Consider the following 12,920-nt stretch of genomic DNA (forward strand, 5'->3'; position numbering starts at 1 on the left):
AAGATATACTTGGGCTAGAAAAATATCGTGAGGCAATCATGTCCTGTAATAGACGCAGTGATGGTGATGCAACCAAAGCCAAAATTCTGGATGCCGCAGGCAACCTGATTGCCCTACATGGCTTTGCCCAGACCAGTAACAAAGCCATTGCCCAAGCTGCCGAAGTCGATTTGGCAGCGATTAACTATCATTTCAATGGACGTGATGGCTTATATAAAGCCGTATTAATCGAAGCCCATGCACATTATATTGATGAGCAATATCTCATTGATTTGGTAGAAAGTGCATTGATACCAGAAGAAAAGTTACAGCAATTTTTTAAAACTTTAATTGAAAAAATCTGTGATACAGGACAATGGCATAGCAAAGTTTTTATTCGGGAACTCTTGTCTTCATCTATTCACTTACAGGATTTTATGCAGCATGAAGTGGCTAGAAAACTACAATTAATACAAAATATCATTTGTCAGATTTCGGGAATAGATGAACAGCATCCTATGTTACTACCAATGACATTAAGCATAGTTGCGCCCTGTATGATGTTAATTATTGCCACCAGTACCAATATTCCACATAGTCCATTGCTTCCCATTATCCATCTACCACCAGAACAATTAGCCCGACATTTTAGTCAGTTTGCTTTAGCTGGGTTACAAGCTAATTTCCCAAACCACATAAAATAAGCTACTTCTCCCTTGCCAATATGTATTTTCCATTGTTTAGATCATCACAAAACGCCAATATAACTTGCGATTTGAGCCAAACATGACTAGAATTGTCGCTTCGCAATTTGCGACATAACTAAATTAGTTATGACTCCTTGCTTCTGGCTTTATCAAGTCAGGGGCTGCTTAAACCGTAAGGAGCTGACAATGCGTCACTACGAAATCGTACTATTGGTACACCCAGACCAAAGCGATCAAGTTGTAGGTATGGTTGAACGCTATATCTCTCAGATCAAAGAAGCTGAAGGTCAAATTCACCGTTTAGAAGATTGGGGCCGTCGCCAATTGGCTTACCCAATTAACAAGATTCATAAAGCACACTACATTCTTATGAATGTTGAATGTGGTCAAACGACTCTTGATGAACTAGAAGAATTGTTCCGTTATAACGACGCGATCATTCGCAACATCATCATCCGTCGTGAACACGCAATCACTGAAGAATCTCTACTTGCGAAAAGTGCTGAAGAAAAACGTGCCCGTAAGGCGCAACGTGAAGAAGCACAACACGCAGTTCAAGAAGCTGAATAAGGAGAACATCAATGGCACGTTTTTACCGTCGTCGCAAGTTCTGCCGCTTTACAGCTGAGAAAGTTGCGTACATCGACTACAAAGATATCGACACTTTAAAACAGTACATCACTGAAAACGGCAAGATTGTTCCTAGCCGTATTACAGGTACTAAAGCTCGTTATCAACGTCAATTAGCGTTAGCGATTAAACAAGCGCGCTATTTAGCGTTGATTCCTTACACTGACAATCATAAGTGAGGTTGAGCCGTGGATATTATCTTATTACAACGCATTAAGAACCTTGGTAAATTGGGCGACAAAGTATCAGTTAAAGCTGGTTACGGTCGTAACTTCCTGATCCCTCAAGGTAAAGCTGTAGCTGCAACTGAAGCAAACACTGCTGCTTTTGAAGCTCGTCGTGCTGAACTTGAAAAACAGGAAGCTGCTATTTTGGCTGCTGCAAATGCACGTGCTGAACAATTAAACGAAGTGAATATCGTCATCACAGCTAAAGCTGGTGATGAAGGTAAACTTTTCGGTTCGATCGGTACTCGTGACATCGCTGATGCCTTGACCAATGCTGGTCTTGCTGTAGACCGTGCAGAAGTTCGTTTACCAAACGGTGCGCTTCGTCACACTGGTGAATTCAACATCGCAATCCAATTGCATCATGATGTTGTTGCTGAAGTTCTCGTTACTATCGTATCTGAGTAATTTCTGCAAAGAAAAAGAGCATGTTTTACATGCTCTTTTTTTATGTCTGCTGATTTGTAAATTATTCTATTTATTGAACATACAGCTAACCTATCTGCAATAAATATTTCACATAATCCACCGCACTCTGATTGATTTCATTCCTCGTAGGTTGAGTCTCTCCTTCTTCAGGATTTGTATCCATTCCATAAAAAACATACATGGGTTGATAATCGGCTTTTACATATCGCGCAGTTAATTCAAAAGGTAAACACAACTCTTTTAGAGAAAATTGATAGCGACCATCTGCTGCATAATCTTTTTCTTTAATGCCAGCAGAAACTGCTAGCGTTATTTTCTTATCTTTTAACTGATTTCCTGCTGAACCATAGGCCCAACCATAAGTCAGTACATCATCAAGCCACTGTTTCAATAATGGCGGACAGTTAAACCAATAAATCGGAAACTGAAGAACCAAATTTTGGTGTGATTCAACCAATGCTTGTTCTTTTGCCACATCAATATGGCCATCAGGATACTGTTGATACAGTTGATGCACAGTAAATTCATCTGAATATTGGCTTAACTCCTCAATCCATCGTTTATTTATGACAGAGTTTTCAATATCTGGATGAGCAACAATCACGAGTGTTTTCTTCATTTCAAACCATCACAACAGACATTTAAGTCTTTCACTAACAAGTATGAAATTAATTATAAAAGCATGCTACAAATTATATAAGTACGGTCATTATGGTTATATACTAAACCAAAAGTTAGTGTCAGAAGATAACGATGGAAACCTGCGCACCACCACATATTGACTTAGGACAAACTGATTTTGGATATACGCTTTCCTTAATCAATGGTAAATACAAAATGATTATTATGTATTGGCTTTATCAACATAAATCTATTATGCGATTCAATGAGTTAAAACGCTCAATTGGTAATATTTCATTCAAAACCTTAAGTTTAACCTTGAAAGAAATGGAAAAAGATCAACTAATTATCCGTAAGGAATATCCACAAATTCCCCCTAAAGTTGAATATAGCTTATCAGAACGAGGACTATCATTGATTCCTCTATTAGATATGATGTGCCAATGGGGGGCAGCCAATCGGCTCTGAACTCACCCACACTTTTTCACCACTTACACAATTTTCAATGAATTAAATTGTCGCGTTGACCTCCATTTGGATTAAGATAGTCACTCTTTTACGGTTTCATCTTTTTATTAGGTCTTGTTATGTCACAGGCAAATGCCAGTTTTGCAAAAAATACTCCAAAGACAGAGAGTAACGTGAATGACTCAGGTCAATTGAAAGAATTTAGAACGCCACCGCATAATCTGGCGATTGAACAGGCAGTACTGGCGGCTTTAATGACGGTTGCTGAATCATTTGAACAAGTCGGTGACTTGCTGAAAGAGAATGATTTTTATGCCACACGCCATAAATATATTTACCGTGCCATTGAAAAACTGGCACAGGAAAACTCGCCTTATGACGCGGTTCTGGTCAATGACTGGTTACTCAAGCAAAACCTGCTGGATGCGATTGGTGGTGAAGAGTATTTAATGCAATTGATGGCAGATTCTCCATCAAGCTTCTATAACCTTGAAATCTATGCCAGTAAGATTAAGGAATTTTCAACCTTACGCAGCATGATCAAGGTCAGCACAGATATTTTACAAAATGCCTATGACACCAAGGGCCGTCCTGTCAGCGAAATTCTGGACTTGGCTGAAACCAATATTTTCTCTCTGGCAGAACAGCATAACAACAATAAAAAGGATTCAGGCCCAAAATCAATCAGTTCAGTCACTGCGGATGTGATTAGCAAACTGGATGAGCTGTCCAAAATGGATGGCAATATCACAGGCCTTTCCACAGGTTTCCTTGAACTGGACAATAAAACCTATGGGATGCAGGCAGGTGATTTAATTATTGTCGCGGCTCGTCCCTCTATGGGTAAAACCACATTTGCCATGAATCTGGTTGAAAGCGTTTTATTTAACAGCAATCTTCCTGCCCTTGTTTACTCAATGGAGATGCCTGCGGATTCCATCGCCATGCGTTTGATTTCCTCCTATGGCAAAGTGCATCAAGGCCATCTGCGTTCAGGTAAGCTGGATGGAGATGAATGGTCAAAGGTTACAGGCACGATTTTGCAGTTACAGGAAAAACATCTTTATATTGATGATTCCTCTGCTCTGCCACCAACGGAGGTTCGGGCACGTGCCAGACGTATTGCTAAAATGCATGATGGAAAAATTGGCTGCATCATGGTCGATTACTTGCAGTTAATGAAAGTGCCAGGTATGGGTGATAACCGTGTTGGTGAGATTTCGGAAATTTCCCGAAGCCTGAAAGCATTGGCAAAAGAAATGCAATGTCCAGTAATTGCTCTCTCACAGCTGAACCGTTCCTTAGAGAACCGACCTAATAAACGCCCTGTGATGTCAGACTTGCGTGAATCTGGTGCAATTGAACAGGATGCGGACTTAATCATGTTTATTTACCGTGACGAAGTCTACAATAAAGAATCTAAAGAAGCAGGCACAGCCGAAATTATTATTGGTAAACAGCGTAACGGCCCAATTGGTACGGTGCGTCTTGCTTTTGAAGGACAATATACGCGTTTTAGTAACTTATCTCCTGAGTATTATGCTCAGTATGATGATGAAGAGTAATGATTGCATTGCTCTTTTTTATTAAAACCATGATTTAATCTGACTTATTAACTTTGCCCACCATAGTTTCCAACTTGAGACTAAATTTAAATTTTGACTATTTTCTTTCATTTCAAATGATGGAAATGCTTTATTGAGTTGTTCACATGTTGGATATTTTTGTTGAAGTTGTGCTAAGTAATGTGATTGATCATATTGTATAAACCCATCTAATATACCAATCGTTTTAATACCAATTGTTTTCCGCCCCCCGATTGTACACTTTGCCATCTGTCGATTCCAAGCTAAAAACGGCTGCACTGGTCTAGAAACACTGAGCTGATTATGAGCACAACTCAAAGTTGCAAATGAAGCAATTTGATATTGTTCAAGTTTAGCAAAGTCAGGAGTATAAGCTAAACCTATGATCAAACTGCCCTTTTCAATATTTTGACTAGAAAATGTACTTTTCCATTGTGTAGGTTTTTTATATTTAACTTCATCTAGTTTTGAGCGAAAAATAAATTGACCTGAACTCAGTTGAAAGATGAAGTCTGAACTCCCCTGTACTGCCAGTGAATCGTGGTAACGGGCAATAAATACGTCATTAGGTGAATGTGGCATACAAGCCATAACTGCCTGACAGAAAAATAATATAGTCCATCCCAGATAACAAAATATTTTCATCATTTATTCAACATATCCAAGTTTAAAATACATTTTTTAATCTCTCTTTGAGTTCGTTTAAATTACAAACCCACGCTCCACATTCATCTGATTTTTACCCTAACTCGTAAAGTTCAGAATTTTCCTAAGTGAGAGCATCTAACGCCATGATAGCTTTTAGAATGTATAATTTTATATAAAAATAAAGCCTGAAACTTTTACAAATTAGTTGCAATCAATAACCTATATATTTTTCGATCTTAAGTTAATTTATGATCAAAAACTTAGATGTTCGTGTCTATTTGAGCTTGATAAGTCTACAATAGTGAATATTTTTAAATAGAACTATTTTTAGTATTTATTTATCACTCAACAGTGTATCTAACACAAATTACCAATTGTCATTCCCAAGGAGTAACGAGGGTGCGCCAAGCAACAGTTTATATTGACAGTCAGGCACTGCAATATAATTTAAACCGTGTCAAACAACTTGCCCCAACAGCGAAAATTGTCAGCATGGTCAAGGCCAATGCTTACGGACATGGTGTAAAAGAATGCTTAGCAGCCTTAAAGGATAGCGATGCTTTCGGTGTCGCTTGCGTTGAAGAAGCCTTAGAAATCCGAGAGTTGGGATATACACAGCCCATCACCCTGATTGAGGGTGTTTTTTCTGAAAATGAAATGATTCAAGTGATTGGACAAAAACTGGAATGTGTTGTTCATCAGACCCCGCAGGTTGAATGGTTAATTGCCCATAAAGATCATTATAACGCTTTGAACCTAAAGGTCTGGGTAAAGCTGAATAGCGGTATGAATCGCTTGGGTTTTAAACCGACAGAAATTATTGAAGTGATTCAACGCTTAAAATCACATGGTTTTACCTGTGTACTCACCATGCACTTTGCCAACGCTGATTCAGATCATCCATTAAATGAACAACAAAAAAACCAGTTTCTACAAGTAAAACAAGCATGTGAACCGATTCTGGCATCGTGTTGCAATTCTGCGGCAATCTATAAATATCCTGAACTACATTTCGACTTTGTTCGTCCAGGAATCATGTTGTATGGTGCAACGCCTTTTGCCGATCAAAACGTCCATACGCTTGATCTCAAACCCGTGATGACATTTAGTGCTAGAATTATTGCGCTTAATTCTATTCAACAAGGCGAATCTGTAGGTTACGGTTCAACCTTTACAGCAGCACAGCCTATGAAGATTGCCATCGTCTCAATTGGCTATGGTGATGGTTATCCAAGAGCTTATATCAAACCAAATTTTGTGGCGATTGATGAACAACTTGTTCCTGTTATTGGTCGTGTCAGTATGGATATGATTGCCATTGATGTCACTGGTTTGGACGTTGAATTAGGCACGCAAATTGAGTTATGGGGCAAACACCGTTTGTTGGATGATGTCGCCACGGCCAATGGCACCATTGGCTATGAACTGCTATGTCGCTTGAGCCAACGTCCAAAACGTCAACTCTTGTATTAAGCAGATTAAAAGATAGGTCAGGAATTTATGATTACTGACCTATTCGATGTATTATAAAAATTAGCTTAAACCAAAAACAAGCACAAACCAATATCTTGGATTTTTAAGCCACCTCATCCATTTGTATATCCGCAAGCAATGGAATCAATGCTGCAATCAAACCCTCATTTAACAAATAGGGATTAAACTCGGCCTGTTGTAGATGCTGCTGGAAAAACTCTGAAACTTGACTATTTTTCCGCACAAATTTCATTGACCAATCGTTGAAATGACCTTGTGAGATGCGTTGAGGATTAAAAATATAAATCTGATGATGGCGAGGGTCTTGCCTGATTTTATCAAGCAGTTCCAAAATAACTGCTTGTTCTCCCTCCAGACACTGGAAAAAATAACCATCTGCAAAGTACAGCACACCATGTATATTATTCACATAATTAAAATGGTGTGCCTCATTTAAAACTTCTCTTAAATCAAGTGGCAAATATGATTTTTCAGAAGTACTGGTACTGGCATAACAAAGTTGAAATATCATTTTTTCTTACACTTATAAAGCATTTTAGTTCATTATGCCTGTCTTTGCTGACTAGCCCCAATAATCTACTGTTGGTTTTGGTAGTTCCTGCAAACCACGGCGCAAGGTATCAGACCACTGCTTACTAATTTGGCTAAAGTAAGGGTCTTCCTCACTGATGCGCTTGCCCTCTGGAATCATAAAACTGTCTTTATGATAGACCAACGCGTCTAAAGGTAATCCAACAGAAACATTAGACCTTAATGTTGAATCAAAAGAGATCAAACTGCAACGTAATGCATCATCTAATGGCATCGTATAGTGCAGTGCACGATCTAAAATTGGCTTTCCATATTTACTTTCACCAATCTGGAAATATGGGGTATCGGTAGTCGCACAAATAAAATTGCCTTGAGGATAGACATTATAAAGTTGCATCTCATCACCCTGTATCTGTCCACCTACCAAAATACTACAGGAATAATTCATCTGTTCCTGAGTATCAGTCGTAACATCCTCAAGCACCTTACGCAAAGTCTTCCCAATTAATTCAGCAACTTCAAACATGGTATTTGCGCTATATAAATTTGGCTCTTGATGTAATGCTAAAGCATTTTGTAAATGACCAATAACAGCTTGGGTTGTTGCTAAATTACCTGCCGTTTGCAATGCAATAAAACGCTCACCCTCAATACCAAAGGTATGTAATTTACGAAATACAGAAATATGATCGACCCCTGCATTAGTTCGAGTATCACTAATCAATACCAAACCCTGCTCTAATCTTAATGCACAACAATAGGTCATCTTTCTCTCTTCACACTCAACAAGCCAAAACTTGAACACTGGATGTCATAATTTCAACACCCCCCTGTTCACGCACACCACGTACGGGCGCAACATCCAGATAATCACGGCCAATTGCCACATAGATATGACTTTTGGGCGTGAATATCTGGTTACTGATATCGAAACAATACCATTCATTTTCCACAAAAACTTCTGCCCATGCGTGACTGGCAAGGTGTGGCTGGTTTTGATCGTATAAATAACCCGACACATAACGGGCGGGTAATTGTAACGCACGGCACATGGCAATAAACACATGTGCATGATCCTGACATACACCTTGCCCAGCATAAAATGAATCTATTGCAGAAGTCGTTACAGATGTGCTTTCAGGCTGATAAGGGATGTGCTGTAAAATCTGCTCTGCCAATAAAATAAGGTGGTGGCGGTCTTTCACTTTTACAATAGTCTGGGCAAAATCCCGCATCATCGAGTCACAACAGGTCATTTGTGTGCCCTGTAAAAACAATATTGGTGAAACACCAGTGTCCACATAACCCAGTTCAGTATCATACAAATCAACAACCCCCTGCGCCATAATGGTCAGGTAATGGTAGTCATGTCGCTGGCTTGCCGTAATCCAGAGGTTGTTAAAGGCATCAAGTTTACTGGTGTATTGCCCTGGAACGCTAATATGCCAGGACTCAACCAACTGGTGCCGTGAACTCTGCGGTATCATTTTAATCGACTGCACACTATTCCGTGCAGCCTGCGTATAATGATAATGCGTTTGATGATTCACCATCAATTTCATGCGAACACCTCAAATTGATTTTCCAGTTTATAGGTAAATGCATAAAACTGGTTCAAGTCAGGTTGATTTTTCAATATTTTCCAACTTGGTTGCAAATCATCCCAACCTAAATGAAATAATCGTTCAATCACTGAATCAATCGTATTCAGCACATCATGAATATTATGCTGCAACCGAAAACAGGTATCAATTTGCTCCATACCCTGTCCAATATGAAAAAATAAAGCAATATCCTCTTGTTCTGTTTTCAGGATTGCACAACATTCCTTTACGATATTCTGGATAGTTGGCACATCAGGTATAACATTTTTTATTAGCTGGTTCAGCTCGGCATAAGTTTCAGAACTCAATAGTCCCCTCAGTTCCTGAATATTATCCCGGGCAATCTCAAGCTGGCTCATCAAGGAATATGGCTGTTGCCGATCCAGCATAAATTGGTTCAAACTTTCAGCATCATCAATATGCAGACACAATGCCTGTGCAAATCTTGCTGCCTGTTGGTCATCTGTAAAGGGCAAATGACTCGCCATATACTCAATACGAAATAAATAACGACCTAACCAATAAATATGTTGAGCACTTGAGCTAAGTAAAAGCATAAATCTCCTCCCTTATTAATCATAAATTCCTGTGAAATATCGCACTGCACACAAAGGATATGTGCAATGTTATTGCTGCATAGGAAAGATGTTAGGAGTGCAGCGATTCCACCACCCAGGTATCCTTAATGCCGCCACCCTGAGAAGAGTTGACCACCAGCGAACCTGCCTGCATAGCCACCCGCGTTAATCCTCCTGGCACAATTTCCGTACGGTAAGGTGAACTCAATACAAATGGGCGTAAATCAATATGTCGCTCAGCAACGCCATCTGTGGTCAATGTCGGTGCAACTGACAGTGCCAAGGTTGGCTGTGCAATATATAAATGCGGGGTCTGCATAATTTTCTGTCTAAATTGCTCAATTTGCTGTTGATCCGCTTGAGGCCCAATCAACATGCCATATCCACCTGAACCCTGTGCTTCCTTAACCACCAACTTTTCCAGATTGTTGAGCACATAATCCAGTTGTTCACTGTCTCGGCATTGATAAGTAGGCACATTACTTAAAATCGGGGTTTCTCCCAGATAATACTGAATCATTTGGTCAACATAAGGATAGATTGACTTGTCATCAGCAACCCCTGTTCCTGGTGCATTAGCAATCACCACATTGTTCTGTAGATAGGCCGACATCAAACCCGCCACACCAAGCGTACTGTCAGCACGGAATACCAGTGGGTCTAGAAACTCATCATCAACACGGCGATAAATCACATCCACCTGCTGACGGCCACGAATGGTTTTTGCAAAGACCTTGTCATTCTCAACAAAAAGATCACGACTTGTCACCAGCGGCACATCCATTTCACGCGCCAAAAAGGCGTGTTCATAGTAGGCACTGTTAAAACGGCCTGGAGTCAGCACCACAATAAAGGGCTTATCAACATAGGCATTCTCTTCCAGAATAGCCCTTAATAAAGTTGGGTATTGTTCAATCCCCTGTAAATTATTGCTACTGCACAAATCAGGCATCAATTTTTGGCTGATTTTTCGGCTTTCCAGCATATAAGACACCCCTGATGGCGTTCTTAAATTGTCCTCAAGCACAAAGAAATCACCTCGCCCATCTCGAATAATGTCTATGCCGCTGATTTGTGAATAAACCTTGCCTTTAAGATGATGCCTGAGCATATGCGGCTGAAAGGCTTCATGTGCCATCACCTGATGTGCGGGAATCAGCCCATCCTTAAGAATGTTTTGTTCATGGTAAATGTCATCCAGAAATAGATTTAGCGCCTTAACACGTTGTGCACAGCCTGATGATATTTTCTCCCATTGTTTTTTCTCAATGACACGCGGGATTAAGTCATAAGGAATGGTCCGCTCTGTTCCCTCCTGATCCCCATACACATTAAAGGTGATACCCTGATACAAAAAATGCTGCTTTGCCTGCGCTCCCAGCACCTTTAACTCATCAAGGCTACGGATACTTAACCATTGTTCAATCTTTTTTGATGCCTCTCCATTAAAGCTCTTATCATCGAGCATTTCATTAAAAAATTGTGATTTGAGTTGTTCAAACAGGTTAGTGGTAATACTGCTCAGCTCTGGAATATCTGGAATATCTGGAATAAATGTGGACGAATATACCGAAACCGCTGCCGTTTGGTCTGGAGAATAATAATCTGTACTGATATTTAGATTGTGTTCTTGTTCTGGCATAGAAACCTCATCTCATCATTTATTTATCTCTTAAGTAAGCAATTTCAATGCCACCTATATAAAATGATCATTTTTGAAGCAGTTTTAAAAGTTTTAAGCAAATCTGCATTGGTTTCAGTCGTAAATACGTAATCTAAATGTGATGTACTTGCTAAATAATCGGAGTTTTTTTATTGTGTCAGCTCTAGCTCATTGAATTGCATATTACGCCTATGTCATCCATACAAGAAAAAGAAACGTCAAACAGCCTTTATCGTCAATGGCAAATCTTGTCCCGCCTTTCTACGGGTAAATGGATGGGCACGCGTGAATTGCAGGAAATTCTGGAACGTGAGGGTATTGAGATTAGTTTGCGTACGATTCAACGTGACTTAAATCAAATTTCACAGCGTTTTCCCATTGAAAGCAATAAAACGGTTCCGCAAGGCTGGCGCTGGCGTTCAGACGCGCCCATCCAGAGTTTGCCGCACATGACCAGCTCACAGGCGGTCACCTTTATGATGGTGGAAGAGCATTTACGCCATTTGCTTCCACCCAGCTTGCTTGAAGAAATGATGCCGTGGTTCGACTTGGCAAAACGCAGTCTTTCCACACAAAACAATGTCAGACAATGGATCAACCGTGTGCGCATTGTTCCAGCGACACAGCCGCTCATTCCGCCAATTGTGGATAAACATGCACAGCAGGCAATTTATGAGGGACTGTTACAAGACAAGCAAATTGAATGTATCTATCGTGCCAGAACCCATCAGGGAGAAGATAAAACCTATATCCTCAATCCTCTGGCACTGGTACAAAAAGGTGCAGTGATTTATTTAATCTGTACCAGAAATGATAAAACTGAAGTGCAAACTTTTGCCCTGCACCGTTTTAAGGCAGCCACGGTTCTGGATAGTCGGGCACTGCATCCTGTCAATTTTGATATTGATCATTACATTGACTCAGGTGCACTGGGTTTCCGCGTGGATTACAGCAAACCAACTGAACAAATTCAGTTAAAGCTAACCATGACGGAAAATACAGCCAAAAGCTTTTATGAAAGCCAGTTGAGCAAAGACCAGACCATTACGGCACTAGAGGAAAATATTGTTGAGGTGAACGCAACGGTTCCCTTTACGTCTCAACTGGTGTGGTGGTTACGCAGCTTTGGTAAAAAGCTGCTCAATATTGAACCGAGCATTGTATATAATGCTGTGAAAGAGATAGAAGATTAACAAGGCAAAAGATTTAACGTAATTGACTATCCTTACTTCCCCGCCGATTAAATAGCTCCAGTGCTTTGCTCTTTTCCTCAAGTTGTTGCTGGCAACGAATACAATATTTCACGCCTTTCATCGCTTCACGGCGGGCTTGAGGAATGGGCTCGCCACATTCTTCACAATATAGTGCGGCTTCTCCATCTTCATTATGAGAAAGACCTTGTCTTGCTTTTGCAATCGCATCATGAATTGTTGCATCAATCTGCTCCTGCTCTGCACCGTCACGTGCCCAACCACCTGCCATTGCTGATCCCGTTTCATTTTTATCTCTTGTCAATTTAAAATTCTAAGACCATTTTATTTAGCTCACAATACGATTATTTGTACTGATTACAACTGCTGTGCTGTCAACTCCAAAACATAAGAGTTTTTATTTTTAGAAAAAAATAAGGGAATCAATAGATTCCCCTAGATTTCTTATTAAAATTCTCTGTACACGACAAAAATAGATAACTCATTGAAATAATGTCACAATAATTGTTTTCTAACGACGAATACTATGACACATCTCAATGAG

At 39.9% G+C, this 12,920-nt stretch carries 16 protein-coding genes; 8 read left to right on the forward strand and 8 right to left on the reverse strand.

Translation table 11 applies throughout. The features are described 5' to 3' along the window. The first annotated feature begins 38 nt into the window (after positions 1–38). The 4 genes from F988_RS08485 (at position 39) to rplI (ending at position 1,951) form a co-directional block, all read left to right on the forward strand. Positions 39–683: a TetR/AcrR family transcriptional regulator gene (locus F988_RS08485; protein ID WP_004682495.1), complete on the forward strand. Its 645-nt coding sequence runs from the start codon at positions 39–41 to the stop codon at positions 681–683. A gap of 189 nt (positions 684–872) precedes the next feature. Next, positions 873–1,256 carry a 30S ribosomal protein S6 gene (rpsF, locus tag F988_RS08490; protein WP_004676984.1) on the forward strand — a complete coding sequence of 128 codons (384 nt, stop codon included), beginning with the start codon at positions 873–875 and terminating at the stop codon, positions 1,254–1,256. Between the two features lie 11 nt (positions 1,257–1,267). After that, positions 1,268–1,495, forward strand: coding sequence for a 30S ribosomal protein S18 (gene rpsR / locus F988_RS08495; RefSeq protein WP_004676982.1), 228 nt, complete (start codon positions 1,268–1,270; stop codon positions 1,493–1,495). A 9-nt stretch (positions 1,496–1,504) separates the two neighbouring features. Then, on the forward strand, positions 1,505–1,951 hold the full coding sequence (gene rplI / locus F988_RS08500) for a 50S ribosomal protein L9 (protein ID WP_004676981.1): 447 nt from the start codon (positions 1,505–1,507) through the stop codon (positions 1,949–1,951). 85 nt (positions 1,952–2,036) lie between these two features. Here the strand turns inward: rplI and F988_RS08505 are convergent, their stop codons facing one another. Next, complete coding sequence (locus F988_RS08505) at positions 2,037–2,591, reverse strand: NAD(P)H-dependent oxidoreductase (protein WP_004682496.1); 555 nt, start codon at positions 2,589–2,591, stop codon at positions 2,037–2,039. A gap of 134 nt (positions 2,592–2,725) precedes the next feature. Between F988_RS08505 and F988_RS08510 the strand changes: the two genes are divergently transcribed. Together F988_RS08510 and dnaB are read left to right on the forward strand one after the other, a co-directional pair. Next, on the forward strand, positions 2,726–3,061 hold the full coding sequence (locus F988_RS08510) for a winged helix-turn-helix transcriptional regulator (RefSeq protein ID WP_004682497.1): 336 nt from the start codon (positions 2,726–2,728) through the stop codon (positions 3,059–3,061). 119 nt (positions 3,062–3,180) lie between these two features. Beyond that, a complete protein-coding gene (dnaB, locus tag F988_RS08515) occupies positions 3,181–4,626 on the forward strand; it encodes a replicative DNA helicase (RefSeq protein WP_004682499.1) in 1,446 nt (481 codons plus the stop codon). Between the two features lie 21 nt (positions 4,627–4,647). On the opposite strand, the gene F988_RS08520 is transcribed toward dnaB, so the two are convergent. Continuing rightward, on the reverse strand, positions 4,648–5,229 hold the full coding sequence (locus F988_RS08520; RefSeq protein WP_010589350.1) for a hypothetical protein: 582 nt from the start codon (positions 5,227–5,229) through the stop codon (positions 4,648–4,650). A gap of 465 nt (positions 5,230–5,694) precedes the next feature. Between F988_RS08520 and alr the strand changes: the two genes are divergently transcribed. Continuing rightward, positions 5,695–6,768: an alanine racemase gene (alr, locus tag F988_RS08525; protein ID WP_004682502.1), complete on the forward strand. Its 1,074-nt coding sequence runs from the start codon at positions 5,695–5,697 to the stop codon at positions 6,766–6,768. Positions 6,769–6,871: 103 nt separating this feature from the next. On the opposite strand, the gene F988_RS08530 is transcribed toward alr, so the two are convergent. The 5 genes from F988_RS08530 to F988_RS08550 form a co-directional block, all read right to left on the reverse strand. Next, positions 6,872–7,300 (reverse strand): BLUF domain-containing protein, encoded by a 429-nt coding sequence (locus F988_RS08530; RefSeq protein ID WP_004682504.1) that lies wholly within the window; start codon positions 7,298–7,300, stop codon positions 6,872–6,874. Positions 7,301–7,351: 51 nt separating this feature from the next. Beyond that, entirely contained in the window at positions 7,352–8,086 is a 735-nt protein-coding gene (locus F988_RS08535) for a proteasome-type protease (protein WP_004682506.1), read from the reverse strand. A 16-nt stretch (positions 8,087–8,102) separates the two neighbouring features. Then, the gene (locus F988_RS08540; protein WP_004682507.1) at positions 8,103–8,882 is read right to left on the reverse strand and encodes a transglutaminase family protein; all 780 of its coding nucleotides are present in this window, start codon (positions 8,880–8,882) and stop codon (positions 8,103–8,105) included. Then, a complete protein-coding gene (locus tag F988_RS08545) occupies positions 8,879–9,481 on the reverse strand; it encodes an alpha-E domain-containing protein (protein WP_004682508.1) in 603 nt (200 codons plus the stop codon). The genes F988_RS08540 and F988_RS08545 overlap by 4 nt, the downstream gene beginning before the upstream one ends. A gap of 91 nt (positions 9,482–9,572) precedes the next feature. Further along, entirely contained in the window at positions 9,573–11,144 is a 1,572-nt protein-coding gene (locus F988_RS08550) for a circularly permuted type 2 ATP-grasp protein (RefSeq protein ID WP_004682509.1), read from the reverse strand. A 212-nt stretch (positions 11,145–11,356) separates the two neighbouring features. Between F988_RS08550 and F988_RS15290 the strand changes: the two genes are divergently transcribed. After that, positions 11,357–12,358: a helix-turn-helix transcriptional regulator gene (locus F988_RS15290; protein ID WP_004682511.1), complete on the forward strand. Its 1,002-nt coding sequence runs from the start codon at positions 11,357–11,359 to the stop codon at positions 12,356–12,358. Positions 12,359–12,371: 13 nt separating this feature from the next. On the opposite strand, the gene F988_RS08560 is transcribed toward F988_RS15290, so the two are convergent. After that, positions 12,372–12,647 (reverse strand): DksA/TraR family C4-type zinc finger protein, encoded by a 276-nt coding sequence (locus tag F988_RS08560; RefSeq protein WP_004676973.1) that lies wholly within the window; start codon positions 12,645–12,647, stop codon positions 12,372–12,374. Between the last annotated feature and the right edge of the window lie 273 nt (positions 12,648–12,920).

This window comes from Acinetobacter parvus DSM 16617 = CIP 108168 (assembly GCF_000368025.1).
Lineage (GTDB): Bacteria > Pseudomonadota > Gammaproteobacteria > Pseudomonadales > Moraxellaceae > Acinetobacter > Acinetobacter parvus.

Coding starts and splice junctions, on each gene's coding strand:
- F988_RS08545 (WP_004682508.1), bottom strand. CDS start 9,481: ATGCTTTTACTTAGCTCAAGTGCTCAACATATTTATTGGTTAGGTCGT.
- F988_RS08505 (WP_004682496.1), bottom strand. CDS start 2,591: ATGAAGAAAACACTCGTGATTGTTGCTCATCCAGATATTGAAAACTCT.
- dnaB (WP_004682499.1), top strand. CDS start 3,181: ATGTCACAGGCAAATGCCAGTTTTGCAAAAAATACTCCAAAGACAGAG.
- rpsR (WP_004676982.1), top strand. CDS start 1,268: ATGGCACGTTTTTACCGTCGTCGCAAGTTCTGCCGCTTTACAGCTGAG.
- F988_RS08540 (WP_004682507.1), bottom strand. CDS start 8,882: ATGAAATTGATGGTGAATCATCAAACGCATTATCATTATACGCAGGCT.
- F988_RS08485 (WP_004682495.1), top strand. CDS start 39: ATGTCCTGTAATAGACGCAGTGATGGTGATGCAACCAAAGCCAAAATT.
- F988_RS15290 (WP_004682511.1), top strand. CDS start 11,357: ATGTCATCCATACAAGAAAAAGAAACGTCAAACAGCCTTTATCGTCAA.
- F988_RS08560 (WP_004676973.1), bottom strand. CDS start 12,647: ATGGCAGGTGGTTGGGCACGTGACGGTGCAGAGCAGGAGCAGATTGAT.
- rpsF (WP_004676984.1), top strand. CDS start 873: ATGCGTCACTACGAAATCGTACTATTGGTACACCCAGACCAAAGCGAT.
- F988_RS08520 (WP_010589350.1), bottom strand. CDS start 5,229: ATGCCACATTCACCTAATGACGTATTTATTGCCCGTTACCACGATTCA.
- F988_RS08530 (WP_004682504.1), bottom strand. CDS start 7,300: ATGATATTTCAACTTTGTTATGCCAGTACCAGTACTTCTGAAAAATCA.
- F988_RS08550 (WP_004682509.1), bottom strand. CDS start 11,144: ATGCCAGAACAAGAACACAATCTAAATATCAGTACAGATTATTATTCT.
- F988_RS08535 (WP_004682506.1), bottom strand. CDS start 8,086: ATGACCTATTGTTGTGCATTAAGATTAGAGCAGGGTTTGGTATTGATT.
- F988_RS08510 (WP_004682497.1), top strand. CDS start 2,726: ATGGAAACCTGCGCACCACCACATATTGACTTAGGACAAACTGATTTT.